The organism is Pseudomonas sp. P1_A1, from assembly GCF_056406935.1.
Map to the genome: position 1 here is coordinate 18,514 of NZ_JBFTZE010000019.1, position 17,328 is coordinate 35,841.

Genomic DNA, 17,328 nt, shown 5'->3' on the forward strand with positions numbered 1-17,328 from the left:
AGGAATTACTCCATGAACAGCCGTTTCAAGGCGTGGCGTCACAACCTGGCCTGGACCCTTCCGATGGTGGCCGTGCTTGCGGGCTGCACCGGTGGCGACAGCAGCACACCGAAAACCCACGCACTGGCGACCTACTCCAGCGCTACCTGGGAAGCCCTTCCAGCGGTGTCCGACAATGACCTCGTCGCCGGTTTTGGCTCGTGGCGCAGCGCCTGCACCCGACTCAAGGCCGACCCGGTCTGGGGTGGTACCTGTGCCGCTTCCGCTAACGTGCAGCCAACCGCCAGCGATATCCGTGGTTTTCTCAAACAGAACCTCGACGTCTACGGCCTGCGTGCCGCCAATGACAACCCCAACGGCCTGATCACCGGTTACTACGAACCGGTGTATCCCGGCAGCCTGACCCAGACCAAGCAAGCGAACATCCCGGTGTACGGCGTGCCCGAGGACATGATCATCGTCTCGCTGGACAGTATTTACCCGGAACTCAAAGGCAAACGCCTGCGCGGACGGCTCGAAGGTCGCGTGCTCAAGCCTTATGACGATGCGGCAACCATTGAAACCAAAGGCGTGAAGGCGCCGGTGATTGCCTGGCTGACCGACCCGATGAACCTGCAGTTCCTGCAAATCCAGGGTTCGGGGCGCATCCAGCTCGAGGATGGCCGTCAATTGCGCATTGGTTATGCCGACCAGAACGGCCATCCCTATCGACCTATCGGCCGCTGGCTGGTGGATCAGGGCGAGCTGAAGAAAGAAGAGGTAACCATGAGCGCCATCGATAACTGGGCCAAGGCCAATCCGACGCGCATTCCCGAACTGCTGGGCAGCAACCCCAGCTACGTGTTCTTCAATCGCAACCCGGACAGCAACGAAGGGCCGCGCGGTTCGCTGAATGTGCCATTGACCGCCGGTTATAGCGCGGCAGTGGATCGCAAGGTGATTCCGCTCGGCAGCTTGTTGTGGTTATCGACGACGCGACCGGACGGCAGCGCACTGGTGCGTCCGGTGGCCGCTCAAGATACCGGCGGCGCGATTGCCGGCGAGGTCCGCGCAGACCTGTTCTGGGGCACGGGCGAGGCGGCCGGGCAATTGGCTGGCGACATGAAACAGCAGGGGCAGATCTGGATGCTCTGGCCTAAAGGGGCGGCGTTGCCTCAGGTGCCGCAGGTGGCTGACAAACTTTAGAAGCAAAAGATCGCAGGCTGCGATCTTTTGTCTTTAAACAGACACCACAAAGAAACTGACAATCAGCCCCATGCCAATGGCCCACACCAGCGACCGCAGAATCGCCCAGTCCGCCAGATAGCAAATGATGTACAGCAGCCGACTGGTGATGAACAGCACCGACAGCACATTGATCGTCACCAGCTCGGCATTGCCGGCCAGATGCGCCACGATCACCGCCGCGGCAAACGCCGGGGTCACTTCGAAGCTATTCAACTGCGCCGAATGCGCACGCCTGGCCACGCCTTCGAGCGAATCCAGAAACGCCCTTGGGTCGTGATTCTGTTTCAGCCCGAACTTGCCATTGCTGAACTTGGCGACGCCTGTGCACAGATAAGGCAAGCAGATCGCAATCAAAATGCACCACAGAGCAACCGTCATAACGCAGTCCCTTCTTCAAGTTGTAGAGAATCGAATTCCATCAGCGGCGACTAAAACTTCATCACCAACATGCCGATCAATACCAGCCCACAGGCTAAGAGCCGTGGCCTGCCAAAAGGTTCTTTGAGGTAGCGCATACCGAACAGCACCACCAGAATCACGCTGATCTCGCGCAGCGCCGCTGCCTCGGCAATCGATCCGAGCTGCATGGCCCACAGCACCAGAGCGTAACTGAACAACACGCAGAACCCGACCGCCAACCCCAACCGCCACTGTTCGCGCCAGAACAACATGAACGCCGGGCGTTTGCGCACCAGCGCCAGCAATGGGAACGGCCAGGCACTGAGCACTGTGACCCAAACCAGGTAGTCCAGCGGATGGGACCAGCGCCGCAAGGCCTGGCCATCGATGAAGGTGTAGCAACCGATGCACAACCCGATCAGCGCCACCACCGGCAGCATCGACCACGGCAGGCGCACCCCGCCACCGCCCTGCCAGAGCAGGCACACCATGCCGAACGGGATGAGCAAAATCCCGAAGATCTGCTGAGCCGTCAGCACTTCACCGGCGAAGATCAGCGTCAATGCCAGCACCACCAGCGGCGACAGGCCACGCATCAACGGATAGACCAGGCCGAGATCGCCGACCCGATAGGCCTGGATCAACAGGTAACGATAGAGCAACTCGAATGCCGCCGAGGCGAGAATCCACGGCCACATATCCAGTGGCGGCAGCGCCACGAAGGGCAGCATCAGCGCGACAAACAGCAACGCCACGCTGTCCATGCAGGCCACCACCAACAGCCGCTCCGCGCTGAACTTGATCAGGGTATTCCACGCCGCGTGCAACAGCGCCGCCACCAACACCAGAATCGTCGCAAGCACGGCACACTCCTTTTATATCCCCACCCTCCCCCCGTAGGAGCTCCTACGCTGGCAGGGTAGAGATTTGATTCGCCATATGTCCGCAGCTGTTTATACTGCAAGCGACCACGCCGCACTCAGTTGCGCACAGACTAATTCCAATAATTCCTGCCTCTGCCCGCTCTCATCGAGAACGGTCGTCGGCCTGCGTATGCCTGATCAAAGCGTCAAGACTACCGACAGAGACCTTGCGCATGCCACTCGCCTTGCTTGCACTGGCCGTTGCCGCTTTCGGCATCGGCACCACTGAGTTCGTCATCATGGGCTTGCTGCCCGATGTCGCCCGCGACCTCGCCGTGAGCATTCCTCATGCTGGCCTGCTTATCACCGGTTATGCCCTGGGCGTGGTGTTCGGTGCGCCGATCCTCGCGGTCGGCACCGCCAACATGCCGCGTAAAGCCACGCTGTTGGGCATGACGATGATGTTCATTCTCGGCAACATCCTCTGCGCCCTTGCGCCGAACTACGCCACCTTGATGGCCGCACGGGTGATTACTGCTTTGTGCCATGGTGCGTTTTTCGGCATCGGCTCAGTGGTCGCTGCCAGTCTGGTGGCACCGAACAAACGAGCCCAGGCAATTGCCATGATGTTCACTGGCCTGACCTTGGCCAACGTGCTGGGCGTGCCGTTGGGTACTGCGCTGGGGCAATACGCCGGCTGGCGCTCGACCTTCTGGGCGGTGTCGGTGATTGGCGTGATTGCGGCGGTTGCGCAGTGGGTCTGGCTGCCCAAGGAAATCCCCATGGACAAAGCCAACCTGGCCAGCGAATTCAAAGTGCTGGGCAAGGTCAATGTGCTGCTGGCGCTGGGCATGAGCGTGCTGGCGTCCACCAGCCTGTTCAGCGTGTTCACTTACATTGCACCGATCCTGCAAGACATCACCGGCGTCAGTCCGCATGGCGTGACCATCATGTTGCTGGTGTTCGGGGTCGGCTTGACCGGGGGCAACATGCTTGGCGGTCGATTGGCGGACAGTCGTTTGCTGCCTTCGCTGGTGGGGATGACATTGGCCGTGGCCGTGGTGCTGGCCGCCTTCAGCCAGACCAGCCATTCGGTGATCCCGGCGGCGATCACGCTGGTGTTGTGGGGTATTTTCGCATTCGCATTGTGCCCGATCCTGCAGTTGCTGATCATTGATGAGGCTCATGAGGCACCGAACCTCGGCTCGACGTTGAACCAAAGCGCATTCAATCTCGGCAACGCCGCCGGGGCGTGGATTGGCGGGCTGGTGGTGGCCAGTGGCGCGGACCTGGCGGACTTGCCGTGGACCGGCGCGCTGGTCAGCGTGTTCACGTTGCTGACGGCGCTGTTCTTCATCTACCTGCAACGTCGCAGTGCTGCTGCGGTCAATGTCTCTGGCTGACATTGATCATTTTTTGATCTTCTGCGGTTCGGATTCCTGGGCCCGCTCCGCAGAGGACTTCGGCGGCCCGCTTTCACTGCGAATCTGCGCGTGACTGATCAGCGCGAAGATAAAACTGCCGCCGATGATGTTCCCCGCCAGCGTCGGCCCGGCAAACACCCACCAGAAATCCTTCCACGGCAACTCGCCGGCAAACACCAGGTACGAAACCTCGACCGATCCGACCACGATGTGGGTGAAATCGCCCAGCGCCATGAAATAGGTGATGAGGATGATGATCCACATCTTGGCGCTTTCCATCGACGGAATCATCCAGACCATGGTGGCGATCATCCAGCCGGAGATGATGCCTTTGGCGAACATTTTGCTGGCGTCGTTTTCCATGACCTTGCGCCCGATCTCAAGGAAGGCCAGATCGGTCTTGGTGTCGAAAATCGGCAGGTGCAGCATCACGTACGCCACCAGCAAGGTGCCGCAGAGGTTGCCCACCAGCACCACCGTCCACAGCCGCAACAACCGACCGAAATTGCCCAGCGTTGGCTTGCTCATGATCGGCAGCACGGCGGTCAGGGTGTTTTCGGTGAAGAGTTGCTGGCGGGCGAGAATCACCGCGAGAAAACCTGCGCAATAACCGAAGCTGGCGATCACCTTGAAGCCTTCGCCGTCCGGCAGACGCGAATTGAGCAGACCCATCCCCATCAGCGACAAGCCCATGGTCAGGCCGGCCGCCAGCGCCGACCACCACAGTGCCGCAACGCTGCGCTCGAGTTCCTGGTCGCCTTGGGTACGAATGATTTCGTGCAGCACCGCCGCACGCGGGGGCTGGTTTTTATCGACCTCGCGCTGTTCCTGTGCCGAGAGGTCCGGGGTCTTGCCGTCTTTGGGCGTGTCCATAAGGCTCCTGAACCGGTGGCGTGTCTAAGTTACGACACGCGGGGTTCAGGTCCGTTCTGTAGGATCGGTTAAACGCCGATTTCCATGTGTTACCCGTCGATCACATCATCCTTGAACTGGTCTTTGACGTACCTGATCTCGGTCCGGCCATGTGGCATGGGCAGGCCGTCTTCGCCCAGGTTCACGAACACCATCTTCTCTACCGTCAGGATGCTCTTGCGGGTGATCTTGTTGCGCACTTCGCAGGTCAGGGTGATCGAGGTGCGACCGAACTCGGTGGCGGTGATGCCCAGCTCGATGATGTCGCCCTGACGCGAAGCGCTGACGAAGTTGATTTCGGAAATGTACTTGGTAACCACGCGCTGATTACCCAGCTGGACAATGGCGTAGATCGCCGCTTCTTCGTCGATCCAGCGCAGCAGGCTGCCACCGAACAGCGTGCCGTTGGGGTTGAGGTCTTCGGGTTTTACCCATTTGCGGGTGTGGAAATTCATACTCACTCCTGACCGTCTTGCCGATTGATGCCGGCCATCATGGCAGAGCCCGGACTAGAGCTCTATCAAGCATCGACTATGGTCTCGATTACCGTTCGGACATTGACCAACAGAAACGCTTTGGAAGATCAGCATAGCCCGCTATAATCGCCCCCGTTTCAAAACGGTAACGTTCCATTGATACCGTTTTCCCGCCACCTGTCCGAGGGGCGCTGCAGCAGGTTCAACCTGTCAGGCTCGGATGGGGCGTTGACTGGCCACGGCCAGACACTAAACGCACAACGGCGCCCATTCGCATACATTACGAATGGAGGCTCTTCATGAGCGCTGTTATCACGCCTGCAGATTTTAACGATTACAAAGTCGCCGACATGTCCCTGGCAGCCTGGGGCCGTCGCGAAACCATCATCGCCGAATCCGAAATGCCAGCCCTGATGGGTCTGCGTCGCAAGTACTCCGTCGAGCAACCGCTCAAGGGCGCGAAGATTCTCGGCTGCATCCACATGACCATTCAGACTGCCGTGCTGATCGAAACCCTGGTTGCCCTGGGTGCCGAAGTACGCTGGTCGTCCTGCAACATTTTCTCGACTCAGGATCAGGCCGCCGCTTCCATCGCCGCTGCCGGCATCCCGGTGTTTGCCTGGAAAGGCGAGACTGAAGAAGAGTACGAGTGGTGCCTGGAGCAAACCATCCTCAAGGATGGCCAGCCTTGGGATGCCAACATGATCCTCGACGACGGCGGCGACCTGACCGAGCTGCTGCACAAGAAGTATCCGCAGGTGCTGGATCGCGTTCACGGCGTCACCGAAGAAACCACCACCGGCGTTCACCGCCTGCTGGACATGCTGGCCAAGGGCGAGCTGAAAATCCCGGCCATCAACGTCAACGACTCGGTGACCAAGAGCAAGAACGACAACAAGTACGGCTGCCGTCACAGCCTGAACGACGCGATCAAGCGCGGCACCGACCACCTGCTGTCCGGCAAACAAGCGCTGGTCATCGGTTACGGTGACGTGGGCAAGGGCTCGGCCCAGTCCCTGCGTCAGGAAGGCATGATCGTTAAAGTCTCCGAAGTCGACCCGATCTGCGCCATGCAAGCCTGCATGGACGGTTTCGAACTGGTTTCGCCGTTCATCGACGGTATCAACAACGGTACCGAAGCGAGCATCGACAAAGCGCTGCTGGGCAAGATCGACCTCATCGTGACCACCACCGGCAACGTCAATGTTTGCGACGCGAACATGCTCAAAGCCCTGAAGAAACGCGCTGTTGTCTGCAACATCGGTCACTTCGACAACGAAATCGACACCGCTTTCATGCGCAAGAACTGGGCATGGGAAGAAGTGAAGCCACAGGTTCACAAGGTTCACCGTACCGGTCCAGGCGCTTTCGACGCTCAGAACGACGACTACCTGATCCTGCTGGCTGAAGGCCGTCTGGTTAACCTGGGTAACGCCACTGGTCACCCAAGCCGCATCATGGACGGCTCGTTCGCCAACCAGGTTCTGGCTCAGATCTTCCTGTTCGGCCAGAAGTACGCCGACCTGTCGCCAGCCCAGAAAGCCGAGCGCCTGACCGTTGAAGTACTGCCGAAGAAACTCGACGAAGAAGTGGCCCTGGAAATGGTCCGCGGTTTCGGCGGCGTGGTCACTCAACTGACCAAGCAACAGGCTGACTACATCGGCGTCACCGTCGAAGGCCCGTTCAAGCCGCACGCTTACCGCTACTGATCGACGCTGACTGACCGCTCCCTGTAGGAGCTGCCGCAGGCTGCGATCTTTAAGATCAAAAGATCGCAGGCTTCGCCAGCTCCTACGGGGGCCAGCGTCCGGCTTACGTGTTTCCAAGGATATGACCATGTCCCAAGAACGTCGCTACAGCTTCGAATTCTTCCCGACGAAGACCGATGCTGGGCATGAAAAACTGATCGCCACTGCCCGTCAGCTCGCGACCTACAATCCCGACTTCTTCTCCTGCACCTACGGCGCTGGCGGTTCGACCCGTGATCGCACCCTCAACACCGTGTTGCAGCTGGAAAGTGAAGTCAAAGTCCCTGCCGCACCGCATCTGTCTTGCGTGGGCGATAGCAAGGACGACCTGCGCGGCCTGCTGAGCCAGTACAAGGCAGCTGGCATCCAGCGAATCGTTGCACTTCGCGGTGACCTGCCCTCGGGCATGGGCATGGCCAGCGGCGAGTTGCGTCACGCCAATGACCTGGTTGAATTCATTCGTGAAGAGACTGGCGATCATTTTCACATCGAAGTTGCCGCTTACCCGGAAATGCATCCACAAGCGCGAAATTTCGAAGACGATCTCAACAACTTCGTGCGCAAGGCCAACGCCGGTGCCAACAGTGCGATCACCCAGTACTTCTTCAACGCCGACAGCTATTTCTACTTCGTCGAGCGTGTACGGGCCAAGGGTGTGAACATCCCGATCGTGCCGGGGATCATGCCGATCACCAACTACAGCAAGCTGGCGCGCTTCTCCGACGCTTGCGGTGCGGAAATCCCGCGCTGGATCCGCAAGCAACTGGAAGCCTACGGCGACGACACCCAGAGCATTCAAGGCTTTGGTGAGCAAGTCATCACCGAGATGTGCGAACGCCTGTTGCAAGGTGGCGCACCGGGGCTGCACTTCTACACGCTGAACCAGGCTGAGCCGAGTCTGGCGGTGTGGAATAACCTGAAGTTGCCCCGTTAAGAAAGAAGCAGAAGTAAAAGCAAAGGCAAGATCAAAAGATCGCAGCCTTCGGCAGCTCCTACGCGCCTGTGGGCGCTGCCGAAGGCTGCGATCTTTTGCTTTTAATGCCCGATCCAGAGCTTCTGGATCCGGTTTCTGGCTCTTTATGATTTCTCGTCGTAATCTCAAGCCATGCCCCTGATCGCTCAGTTACTGACCGTGCTTCTGTTCACTTGCCTGAGCTTCACCGCTCGAGGCGAGAAGCTGCGTATTGTCACCGAACCCTGGGCGCCCTACGTCTATGAAGAGGGCGGCAAGAACCTCGGGCTCGACTACGAAACCACGGCCATCGTCTTCAAACGTCTCGGAATCGACGTGGAATGGCAGTTCCTGCCGTGGAAGCGCTGCCTGTCGATGCTTGAGCAAGGCCAGGCCGACGGTGTGCTGGATATTTTCCATAGCGATGAACGCGAAGCGACTCTGCTCTACCCCAGCGAACCGCTCTCGCAAGTGGAGTTCGTGATGTTCTACGCCAACGAGCGACCGTTCCCGTTTCGCACCCTGGACGACCTGAAAGGCCTGACCATCGGCACCTCGCCGGGCTACCTGTACAGCAAGGACTTCAGCGAATCGACGCTGTTCACCCAGGAGCCTGCGCCCACCCATGAAGCCAACTTCGGCAAACTGGTGCGCGGGCGGATCGACCTGCTGATCACCGATCGCCGGGTCGGCCAGTACTTGCTCGATCAACTGGATATCCGCGACAAGATCACCGAGAACCCGACCGTCATCAGCCAGCAGAGCCAGTATCTGGCGGTACGCCGCAATGCCGGGATGGATTTGTTGGCGCAGCGGTTCGGCGCCGAGCTCAAGCGCTTCAAGCGCGAACCCGCCTATGCCGAACTGAGCGCCCGCTATGGTGCCGGTCCGGCTACCGAAGCCCGGGCCGCCAGCGCTACCGCAACCGGCGGAAAAACCGTTGAGCAGCAGGAAAGCGGCGCACAGTGATTGCTCTGTTATACTCCGGCCTTCCCGCCAGGCTCACGCCCGGACGCTCGGACTTGTTCAAGGCATCTCGATCCCGCTACAGCGCAGCTTTTCAGCCCGCGCGAGCGCTCCAGACGAGCCTTCGAGGCCCAGCAGGACCGGACGGGATTGCGTCCTCTTAAACGCCATTCGCGCCAGGCAAGACTCCCATTGGGCCAAGCCCTAACTAAAACAGGATTACTCATGTCCTTTGCTTCCCTCGGTCTCTCCGAGGCTTTAGTCCGCGCCATCGAGGCAGCGGGCTATACCGAGCCTACTCCGGTGCAACAGCGGGCCATTCCCGCCGTGTTGCAAGGTCGCGACCTGATGGTTGCGGCTCAGACAGGTACTGGTAAAACCGGTGGCTTCGCCCTTCCGATTCTGGAGCGGTTGTTTCCCAACGGTCACCCGGACAAATCCCAGCGTCACGGCCCGCGCCAACCACGCGTACTGGTCCTGACCCCCACCCGCGAACTCGCGGCTCAGGTGCACGAGAGCTTCAAGGTCTATGCCCGTGACCTGAAGTTCGTCAGCGCCTGCATTTTCGGTGGCGTCGGCATGAACCCGCAGGTTCAAGCCATGTCCCGTGGTGTCGACGTGCTGGTGGCCTGCCCCGGTCGCCTGCTCGACCTCGCCGGCCAGGGCAGTGTCGATTTGTCCCACGTGGAAATCCTCGTGCTGGACGAAGCCGACCGCATGCTCGACATGGGCTTTGTCCATGACGTGAAAAAGGTCCTCGCCCGCCTCCCGGCCAAACGGCAGAACCTGTTGTTCTCGGCGACGTTCTCCAAAGACATCACCGACCTCGCCGGCAAGCTGCTGCACAACCCGGAACGCATCGAAGTCACGCCACCGAACACCACGGTCGAGCGGATCGAACAACGCGTATTCCGCCTGGCCGCCAGCCACAAGCGTTCGTTGCTGGCGCACCTGATTACTGCCGGCGCCTGGGAACAGGTGCTGGTATTCACCCGCACCAAGCACGGCGCCAACCGCCTGGCCGAGTACCTGGACAAACACGGCCTCACCGCCGTCGCGATCCACGGCAACAAGAGCCAGAACGCCCGCACCAAAGCCCTGGCCGACTTCAAGGCCGGTGAAGTGCGCATCCTGGTCGCCACCGACATTGCTGCTCGCGGCCTCGACATCGACCAGTTGCCTCATGTGGTCAACTTCGAACTGCCAAACGTCGACGAAGATTACGTGCACCGTATCGGTCGTACCGGCCGTGCCGGTCGTTCGGGCGAGGCGATCTCGCTGGTCGCTCCGGACGAAGAAAAACTGCTGAAAAGCATCGAGCGCATGACCAAGCAGAAAATCGCCGACGGCGACCTGATGGGCTTCGACGCCAGCGCCGTGGAAGCCGAGAAACCGGAAGTCCGCGAGCGTCCGGATGTGCGTAACCCGCGCGCCCCACGTGGCCCGCGCGGCGACGGCCCGAACGGCAGCGGTGGTGGCGGCGGTCGTAAAGACAAAGGCAAGGACAAGGGCGGCAAGGAAAAACCTGCCGCAGGCCGTGGCGAGCGCCCGGCCCGTGAACACAAGCCACGCGAAGGCACCCCGGCCCGCGAGCAACAGCGCCCGGCTCCTCGCGCCGCCGCCGACCGTGCTCCGGACGAGTTCCTGGACGACGATATCGATAACTTCGGTAACCGCGTCGACTACGTGCCTCAAGCCAAACCGGCTCAAGGCCGTGGCCGCCGTCCGGGCGCACCCGCACAGGGCGCTGGCGCTCCGCGCGCCGGTCAGCCACAAGGTCGCCAGAACGGTCCGCGCAACAGCAGCGGCGCAACCACCGGCACCCCACCGGCCAAGCGCAGTGGCCCACGCAACGGCGCTCCACGTGACGGCCAGGCCCGTCGCGAAGAGTCCCGCAACCGCCGTCCGGCCCGTGACGACCAGTCTCGTTCGGAACCGGCCGTGCAGAACCCGCGGAGCCCGGCACCGAAGATCATTCACAAGGAGTCGAAAAGCGATCGCTTCCCGACCCCTGAGCAACTGGATCAACTGCCAGGCCGTCCACGCGGCGAAAAACCAGCGTTGCTGACCCGCAACCGCTGAGTTTTTCAAAGCCATGAAAAATGCCCCGGATCGCGAGATTCGGGGCATTTTTTTGGGTACTGCAAACCGCTTTTGCAGGAGCTGGCGAAGCCTGCGATCTTTTGATATTCAGCGGTGATCCTGAAAAGATCGCAGCCTGCGGCAGCTCCTGCGTCTCAGCATTACTTCGCTTTGACACCTTCAAACGTCACGTACAGATCGACCGCATCGGACGCTGGGCCCAGGTCTTTCTGCTTGCCGAAATCGGAGCGCTTGATGCTGGTGGTGCCTTCGAAGCCGGCACGGTAGCCGCCCCATGGATCCTTGCCTTCACCCAGGAACGTGGCTTTGACTACGATTGGCTTGGTCACGCCCAGCAGGGTCAGGTTGCCGGTCACGTCGGCAGTGTCTTTGCCTGCGGCGTTTTTACCGGTAGGTTTGACGCTGGTGGAGACGAACTTGGCGTCGGCGAATTTGCCCACGTTCAGGAAGTCACCGCTGGCGATGTGCTTGTCGCGTTCGGCGTGGTTGGTGAACACGCTGGCGGTGCGCACATTGAACTCGATCTTGCTGTCTTCAGGCTTGGCAGCGTCGAAGCTGAACTTGCCGTCGATATCCTTGAAGGTACCGATGATGTAGCTGTAGCCCAAGTGGCTGATCTTGAAGTCAACAAAGGCGTGCTGGCCTTCTTTGTCGACCACATAGTCGGCCGCCATCACGTTAGCCGACAGCAGAGCAGAACCGATTGCCAGAGCGGCGAGCGTCTTTTTCAACATGCTTTCTATTCCTTTGGAGTCGAGGTAGAACATCAGGCTTTGCGCCCCAGCATTCGCGTCAGGGTCGCATCACGATCGATAAAGTGGTGCTTCAATGCAGCCAACGCATGGAAACCGGAAAAAATTACCAGCAGCCAGGCCAGGTACAAATGAATCACACCCGCGGTGTCTGCCTGGTCCGGTAGTCCGGAAACCAGTGCAGGAATTTCAAACAGGCCAAACACCGGAATCCCGACACCGTCTGCGGTGGAAATCAGGTAACCGGCAATCATCACAGCGAACAGACTGAGATAAAGGAAGGAATGGCCGAACTTGGCGCCAAGGCGGGTCATGCGGCTATAGCTTGGCAGGAGCGGCGGCGGTGGGCTGATGAAGCGCCACACTACCCGCAGCAACATCACGGCAAATAACAACAGACCAATGCTCTTGTGCAGATCCGGCGCGTCTTTACGCCAGGTGCTGTAGTAATCGAGCCCGACCATCCACAATCCCAACGCAAACAGGCCGAAGACGGCCAACGCCACACCCCAGTGCATGAAGATGCTGACCCAACCATAGCGGGAAGAAGAGTTACGTAGCTGCATTGCCCAAATCCTGTAAGAACTGCGCCCAAGACTATCGAGTTATCTATCGATTTAAAGCGGAAAATTTTGCTCTGAAATATCGAGAAATACGATCAAGACCTTGGGGCCGAGAGGTTAAGAGAGTGTTAACCGAAGGAAAAAACCTTCACGCACCCTCCTTATATTCATTTAAGAGCCGATACCACTCGTCAGAACTGTCACATTTAACAGTAGCTTTCTTCATAGGTCATTGATGAACTTGAGCTTGGACGTGAGTCCAAGTGTCTGAACAGGAGTTCTACCATGAGTCACAATTCGAGTTCATCCCCCGTGATAACACGCAATCAATCCAATTCGATACTCGTAGGGGACGGACCGCGAGGGATGGCCATCAGCAACGATGGATCACGTGTATTTGTTTGCAATTACATGTCGGACAATGTGTCCGTCATCGACACCCGGAACAAAAAGGTAATCCGCACCATCGCTGTAGAGCAGTATCCCCGAAGCATTGCCCTTGGCCATGAGGGAAAAAGAGCTTACGTGACCAACTACGGTTCAAGTTCGGTTTCGGTTATTGATACCGAAACATACGCGGTGGGTAACATCACGGTGGGTAGACACCCTTGGGGAGTCGTCGTGAGCCGGGACGGGAGGCATGTTTACGTCACCGTACGGCAGGATAAAGAGTGGCTGGCAATGATTGACGCTCGCACTTATGTGGTGAGCAGAGTCCGAGGGTTACCTTCACCGTCCATAAGTGTGGATATCAGCCAGGACGATTCGCGTCTCTATATTTCCAGTACCGATTCCCCTGGTCGCCCTTTTGAGGACGCGCTCACGGTCATCAACAGCAAGACGTTCGAAGTCATCAACATCATCAAAACCGAAAAATATCCGTCAGCCGTTACTGTCAGTCCCGACGGTAGAACAGTGTATATCGTGGGTCTGGACGCTCGAAAACTGACCGTGTTGGACACCCGGTCACTGACCACCCGGCATTTCGATTTTGTGGCTTGCGAAGGGGAAATAGTGTTTAGCAAAAAGAACGCTTATGCCGTTGATCAAACCGAAAAAGAGGTCGTGGAAGTGAATACCTCCACCCATAAGATTGTTCGCAGGTTTCCCATCCCTGGCGCTATCGACCCGCATCATATGGTTCTTGATCATCATAACTGCGCCTATATCAGCGACTACCAAGGCGACGAAGTCCATATCGTCGACCTACCTTAGTACCAAAAAAACCAGCTGCCTCCACGGAAGGACAAAGACATAAAAAAAGCGCGGCATCCCTGCCGCGCTTTTTTTTGATCCCAAGACTTACTGTGTCTTGGTTTCAGTCGCCACCGGGGCCTTCGCAGCGGTACTCACCACTGGTTTCTTCACTGGCTCAGCCTTTTTCGCCGTTGCCTTGGCCGGAGCCTTTTTGGCCTCGGTTTTGGCAGCAGGCTTTTTCACTGGCGCTTTGGCCGGTGCTTTCTTCACCGGCTCAGCTTGCGCCGGCACCACTGGCTTCGGTGCCTCAACCGGTGCAGGTGCCGGGGCCGGCGCAGTGACTGGAGCGGGTGCTGGAGCAACAGGCGCCGCAGGTTCTGGCGCCTTGGCCGGAGCCTTGTCGGAACCGCCACCGAACATCCGCGAGAAGAAGCCAGGTTTGGTCTCTTCAGCTTTCGCTTCAACCTTGGCCGGTTCTGCTTTATCGGCCGCTTTATCGGACGAACCACCGAACATGTTGCTGAAGAAGTTGCCTTTCTTCGCCACGACCGCGCCTGCTGCCGCAGCGGTTGCCGCCGGCACAACTTTCGCCGGTTCAAACGATTTGCCCGCTGCCAGGTCTTCCAGCTGACTGGCTGCACGCTGACCGGTGCGCAAGGCACCTTCCAGGGTGCCTGGGTACAAGGTGTCAGTGTGTTCGCCGGCAAAGGCTACCCGTTGCAGCGGACGCTCCCACAGGCGCCAGTATTTGCTGATCTGCCCCGGACCGAAGGCCAGGTAAGCGCCGCCCATCGATGGGTCGGTGCTGTAGCGGCGGATTTCATAACCGGTGAACGAACCGCGTGCCTGTGGATAAAAGGTGTGCAGACGAATCAGCACCTGATCGGCCATTTGCTTGTCGCCAAAGGCCTGCATCACCCGCGCGTTATCGCCGGAAATGTTGATCACCACGTTGGCGCCGCCCTTCAAGGCCGGCTCGATCCACAACATGCCCAGACCGGCGTTGCTGTAGATCTCGCCAGACATGCGCGCCTTGCTTTCCCACACTGGTGTCTTGAACTTCAGCATGATCTGGTCACGCCAGCCGTAGTTGGTGCCCTTGATGGCGCCCATGTGCTGGGCGTCCAGCGCCGGAGTCATCTGGATCTTGCTCAGTGCGCGCAACGGCACGGCCAGCACGACGTAGTCCGCCTGATAGCCAACACTGCCGACCTTGACGCTCACGCCGTCCTTGTCCTGGGTAATGGACGAAACCGGGGAACTGGTCTTGATGGTTTTCAATTGCTTGACGAAGGCCTGGGCCAGCACCGGGCTGCCGCCGGGCAGGCGCGAGGCACGCAGGTCACGGTCGGCAACGCCACGGTAGACGCGGCTTTGTTGTGCAAAATACAGCAGCGACAGGCGCGAAGGTTCGTCGTAACGGGTACGAATCTCCTGATTTACCAACTGACGCGCAGTGGCTGGCAGGTTCAGGCGATCGAGCCAGTTGGCCACGTTGATCTGGTCCAGGGCGAACAGCGTGCTGTTGGCGGCCGGGTTTTGCGGGTCTTCGATCGAGCGCGCCAGGTCATCCAGGGTTTTTTCGTAGCGTTTCAGCGCGTCGCTGGTGGCCGGCTGTTTAGTCGCCAGATCGGCGGCGCTGAAGTATTCACCGTCGATCAGGTAACCCGGGGTCCGCACGAACTCGGGGGCTGGCGTGGTACTCAGCTTGAACGTCGAGATGTACTTGTTCAAAACCGGTTGGGTCTTGTCGTTGCCGATCCACTCACTGGTGGCCATGCCGGAGCGACCGCCCAGGCTCGGTTTGGCTTCCAGCAGGGTCACCTGCCAGCCTTTGCTCTGCAGTTCGTACGCCGCGGTGAGGCCCGAAAGCCCGCCGCCGACCACGATCGCCGTTTTATCCTTGGCCAGCGCCGAAACGCTGAACAGCCCTAACATCACCAGCGCACAGGCGCGCAGCCAACCAGCAGACATTCAGAGAACTCCGGAAATACACGAGGAAATAGCGCTTTTACGAGTCAGACGACTCAAAGAGCCGCGAAGAATACGTCAGCCATCAAAACGCCGCCAGCGACGTCTATCGTCCTATACAAAGTAGCTCAATCGACACAATGGGTTGTCCCGGTGACGCGCATTGCATAGGCTTGCGCGATTGTTTACCCGCCTACGTCACGGGTAGCCTCGAGGAGACAGAAAATGGGCCTGAATAAACAGTGGATGGAACGCGATCTCGCCGTGTTATGGCATCCCTGCACCCAGATGAAAGACCACGAACAGCTGCCGCTGATCCCGATCAAGCGCGGTGAAGGCGTATGGCTGGAAGACTTCGAAGGCAAACGCTACCTCGACGCCGTCAGCTCCTGGTGGGTCAATGTGTTCGGCCACGCCAACCCGCGGATCAACCAGCGCATCAAGGACCAGGTCGATCAGCTGGAACATGTGATCCTCGCCGGTTTCAGCCATCAGCCGGTGATCGAGCTGTCCGAGCGTCTGGTGAAGATGACGCCCGAAGGCCTGACCCGGTGTTTCTACGCCGATAACGGTTCATCGTGCATCGAAGTCGCGCTGAAAATGAGCTTTCACTACTGGCTCAACCGCGGCCAGCCGAACAAGAAGCGCTTCGTCACCCTCACCAACGGCTACCACGGCGAAACCATGGCGGCGATGGCGGTGGGCGACGTGCCGCTGTTTACCGAAACCTACAAGGCCCTGCTGATGGACACCATCAAGGTGCCGAGCCCCGATTGCTACCTGCGCCCCGAGGGCATGAGCTGGGAAGAACACTCGCGCAACATGTTCGCCGCCATGGAGCAGACGCTGGCCGACCACCACGATACCGTGGCCGCCGTGATTCTGGAGCCGCTGATTCAGGGCGCCGGCGGCATGCGCATGTATCACCCGGTGTACCTCAAGCTGCTGCGCGACGCCTGTGATCGTTATGGCGTGCACCTGATCCACGATGAAATCGCCGTCGGCTTCGGTCGTACCGGCACGATGTTCGCCTGCGAACAGGCCGGCATCCGCCCGGACTTCCTCTGCCTGTCCAAGGCCCTGACCGGTGGTTACCTGCCGTTGGCGGCCTGCCTGACCACCGATGAGGTGTACAGCGCGTTCTACGACGACTACCCGACCCTGCGCGCCTTCCTGCATTCCCACAGCTACACCGGCAATCCGCTGGCCTGCGCGGCGGCATTGGCGACGCTGGATATCTTCGAAGAAGACAACGTCATCGAGAACAACAAGGCCCTGGCCCAGCGCATGGCCTCCTCCACCGCGCACCTGGCCGATCACCCGAACGTCTCCGAAGTGCGCCAGACCGGCATGGTGCTGGCGATCGAGATGGTCAAGGACAAGGCCAGCAAGACCGCTTACCCGTGGCAGGAACGTCGTGGTTTGACCGTGTTCCAGCATGCCCTGCAACGAGGTGCTTTACTGAGGCCGTTGGGCAGCGTGGTGTATTTCCTGCCGCCTTACGTGATTACCCCGGAGCAGATCGATTTTCTGGCCGAAGTGGCCAGCGAAGGCATCGACATCGCCACCCGTGACAGCATCAGCGTGGCGGTGCCGAAGGACTTTCATCCGGGCTATCGTGATCCGGGCTAGGTTTTTCTCGTTCCCACGCGCAGCAAAGGAACGCAGCCGGGGACGCTCTGCGTCCCAAAAGCGGACGCGGAGCGTCCCAAAAGCGGACGCGGAGCGTCCGGTGAGGCATTCCCACGCAGAGTGTGGGAACGATCAGTTCAGAC

General features: G+C 59.4%; 15 protein-coding genes and 1 riboswitch. Of the genes, 8 read left to right on the forward strand and 7 right to left on the reverse strand.

Annotation, left to right across the window (positions count from 1 at the left end; genetic code table 11):
• Positions 1 to 12: 12 nt before the first annotated feature.
• On the forward strand, positions 13 to 1,185 hold the full coding sequence (gene mltA / locus AC1D2Q_RS23545) for a murein transglycosylase A (protein WP_477814715.1): 1,173 nt from the start codon (positions 13 to 15) through the stop codon (positions 1,183 to 1,185).
• A 33-nt stretch (positions 1,186 to 1,218) separates the two neighbouring features.
• Here the strand turns inward: mltA and AC1D2Q_RS23550 are convergent, their stop codons facing one another.
• Positions 1,219 to 1,605: an MAPEG family protein gene (locus tag AC1D2Q_RS23550; RefSeq protein ID WP_018928745.1), complete on the reverse strand. Its 387-nt coding sequence runs from the start codon at positions 1,603 to 1,605 to the stop codon at positions 1,219 to 1,221.
• 50 nt (positions 1,606 to 1,655) lie between these two features.
• Complete coding sequence (locus tag AC1D2Q_RS23555) at positions 1,656 to 2,489, reverse strand: EamA family transporter (RefSeq protein ID WP_018928744.1); 834 nt, start codon at positions 2,487 to 2,489, stop codon at positions 1,656 to 1,658.
• Between the two features lie 233 nt (positions 2,490 to 2,722).
• On the opposite strand from AC1D2Q_RS23555, the gene AC1D2Q_RS23560 reads away from it, so the two are divergent.
• The gene (locus AC1D2Q_RS23560) at positions 2,723 to 3,892 is read left to right on the forward strand and encodes an MFS transporter (RefSeq protein WP_477814716.1); all 1,170 of its coding nucleotides are present in this window, start codon (positions 2,723 to 2,725) and stop codon (positions 3,890 to 3,892) included.
• Between the two features lie 6 nt (positions 3,893 to 3,898).
• On the opposite strand, the gene AC1D2Q_RS23565 is transcribed toward AC1D2Q_RS23560, so the two are convergent.
• Together AC1D2Q_RS23565 and AC1D2Q_RS23570 are read right to left on the reverse strand one after the other, a co-directional pair.
• Entirely contained in the window at positions 3,899 to 4,786 is an 888-nt protein-coding gene (locus AC1D2Q_RS23565; protein ID WP_477814717.1) for a formate/nitrite transporter family protein, read from the reverse strand.
• An 89-nt stretch (positions 4,787 to 4,875) separates the two neighbouring features.
• Positions 4,876 to 5,280: an acyl-CoA thioesterase gene (locus AC1D2Q_RS23570; protein WP_477814718.1), complete on the reverse strand. Its 405-nt coding sequence runs from the start codon at positions 5,278 to 5,280 to the stop codon at positions 4,876 to 4,878.
• A 198-nt stretch (positions 5,281 to 5,478) separates the two neighbouring features.
• Positions 5,479 to 5,577, forward strand: a riboswitch (S-adenosyl-L-homocysteine riboswitch).
• Between the two features lie 23 nt (positions 5,578 to 5,600).
• On the opposite strand from AC1D2Q_RS23570, the gene ahcY reads away from it, so the two are divergent.
• From ahcY to AC1D2Q_RS23590, 4 genes are all read left to right on the forward strand, one after another.
• Positions 5,601 to 7,010, forward strand: a complete 1,410-nt coding sequence (gene ahcY, locus AC1D2Q_RS23575) for an adenosylhomocysteinase (RefSeq protein ID WP_018928740.1) — start codon at positions 5,601 to 5,603, stop codon at positions 7,008 to 7,010.
• A 127-nt stretch (positions 7,011 to 7,137) separates the two neighbouring features.
• Positions 7,138 to 7,983 carry a methylenetetrahydrofolate reductase [NAD(P)H] gene (metF, locus tag AC1D2Q_RS23580; protein ID WP_007937898.1) on the forward strand — a complete coding sequence of 282 codons (846 nt, stop codon included), beginning with the start codon at positions 7,138 to 7,140 and terminating at the stop codon, positions 7,981 to 7,983.
• Between the two features lie 171 nt (positions 7,984 to 8,154).
• Positions 8,155 to 8,970 carry a substrate-binding periplasmic protein gene (locus tag AC1D2Q_RS23585; protein ID WP_477814719.1) on the forward strand — a complete coding sequence of 272 codons (816 nt, stop codon included), beginning with the start codon at positions 8,155 to 8,157 and terminating at the stop codon, positions 8,968 to 8,970.
• A 222-nt stretch (positions 8,971 to 9,192) separates the two neighbouring features.
• Positions 9,193 to 11,049 carry a DEAD/DEAH box helicase gene (locus AC1D2Q_RS23590; protein ID WP_477814720.1) on the forward strand — a complete coding sequence of 619 codons (1,857 nt, stop codon included), beginning with the start codon at positions 9,193 to 9,195 and terminating at the stop codon, positions 11,047 to 11,049.
• 161 nt (positions 11,050 to 11,210) lie between these two features.
• Here AC1D2Q_RS23590 and AC1D2Q_RS23595 read toward each other — a convergent pair whose 3' ends face one another.
• Positions 11,211 to 11,804, reverse strand: coding sequence for a YceI family protein (locus tag AC1D2Q_RS23595; protein WP_018928736.1), 594 nt, complete (start codon positions 11,802 to 11,804; stop codon positions 11,211 to 11,213).
• Between the two features lie 32 nt (positions 11,805 to 11,836).
• A complete protein-coding gene (locus AC1D2Q_RS23600) occupies positions 11,837 to 12,388 on the reverse strand; it encodes a cytochrome b (RefSeq protein WP_305410376.1) in 552 nt (183 codons plus the stop codon).
• A gap of 363 nt (positions 12,389 to 12,751) precedes the next feature.
• On the opposite strand from AC1D2Q_RS23600, the gene AC1D2Q_RS23605 reads away from it, so the two are divergent.
• Positions 12,752 to 13,600, forward strand: a complete 849-nt coding sequence (locus tag AC1D2Q_RS23605; RefSeq protein ID WP_477814721.1) for a YncE family protein — start codon at positions 12,752 to 12,754, stop codon at positions 13,598 to 13,600.
• Positions 13,601 to 13,687: 87 nt separating this feature from the next.
• Here AC1D2Q_RS23605 and AC1D2Q_RS23610 read toward each other — a convergent pair whose 3' ends face one another.
• Positions 13,688 to 15,556 (reverse strand): flavin monoamine oxidase family protein, encoded by a 1,869-nt coding sequence (locus tag AC1D2Q_RS23610; protein WP_477814722.1) that lies wholly within the window; start codon positions 15,554 to 15,556, stop codon positions 13,688 to 13,690.
• 222 nt (positions 15,557 to 15,778) lie between these two features.
• On the opposite strand from AC1D2Q_RS23610, the gene AC1D2Q_RS23615 reads away from it, so the two are divergent.
• Positions 15,779 to 17,185: an adenosylmethionine--8-amino-7-oxononanoate transaminase gene (locus tag AC1D2Q_RS23615; RefSeq protein ID WP_477814723.1), complete on the forward strand. Its 1,407-nt coding sequence runs from the start codon at positions 15,779 to 15,781 to the stop codon at positions 17,183 to 17,185.
• The last annotated feature ends 143 nt before the right edge of the window (positions 17,186 to 17,328 follow it).

What these genes read in the sequence shown, in the direction of transcription:
- AC1D2Q_RS23585 (WP_477814719.1), top strand. Translation starts at nt 8,155, where the DNA reads ATGCCCCTGATCGCTCAGTTACTGACCGTGCTTCTGTTCACTTGCCTG.
- AC1D2Q_RS23595 (WP_018928736.1), bottom strand. Translation starts at nt 11,804, where the DNA reads ATGTTGAAAAAGACGCTCGCCGCTCTGGCAATCGGTTCTGCTCTGCTG.
- AC1D2Q_RS23565 (WP_477814717.1), bottom strand. Translation starts at nt 4,786, where the DNA reads ATGGACACGCCCAAAGACGGCAAGACCCCGGACCTCTCGGCACAGGAA.
- AC1D2Q_RS23570 (WP_477814718.1), bottom strand. Translation starts at nt 5,280, where the DNA reads ATGAATTTCCACACCCGCAAATGGGTAAAACCCGAAGACCTCAACCCC.
- AC1D2Q_RS23610 (WP_477814722.1), bottom strand. Translation starts at nt 15,556, where the DNA reads ATGTCTGCTGGTTGGCTGCGCGCCTGTGCGCTGGTGATGTTAGGGCTG.
- AC1D2Q_RS23560 (WP_477814716.1), top strand. Translation starts at nt 2,723, where the DNA reads ATGCCACTCGCCTTGCTTGCACTGGCCGTTGCCGCTTTCGGCATCGGC.
- AC1D2Q_RS23600 (WP_305410376.1), bottom strand. Translation starts at nt 12,388, where the DNA reads ATGCAGCTACGTAACTCTTCTTCCCGCTATGGTTGGGTCAGCATCTTC.
- AC1D2Q_RS23550 (WP_018928745.1), bottom strand. Translation starts at nt 1,605, where the DNA reads ATGACGGTTGCTCTGTGGTGCATTTTGATTGCGATCTGCTTGCCTTAT.
- AC1D2Q_RS23590 (WP_477814720.1), top strand. Translation starts at nt 9,193, where the DNA reads ATGTCCTTTGCTTCCCTCGGTCTCTCCGAGGCTTTAGTCCGCGCCATC.
- AC1D2Q_RS23605 (WP_477814721.1), top strand. Translation starts at nt 12,752, where the DNA reads ATGGCCATCAGCAACGATGGATCACGTGTATTTGTTTGCAATTACATG.
- ahcY (WP_018928740.1), top strand. Translation starts at nt 5,601, where the DNA reads ATGAGCGCTGTTATCACGCCTGCAGATTTTAACGATTACAAAGTCGCC.
- metF (WP_007937898.1), top strand. Translation starts at nt 7,138, where the DNA reads ATGTCCCAAGAACGTCGCTACAGCTTCGAATTCTTCCCGACGAAGACC.
- mltA (WP_477814715.1), top strand. Translation starts at nt 13, where the DNA reads ATGAACAGCCGTTTCAAGGCGTGGCGTCACAACCTGGCCTGGACCCTT.
- AC1D2Q_RS23615 (WP_477814723.1), top strand. Translation starts at nt 15,779, where the DNA reads ATGGGCCTGAATAAACAGTGGATGGAACGCGATCTCGCCGTGTTATGG.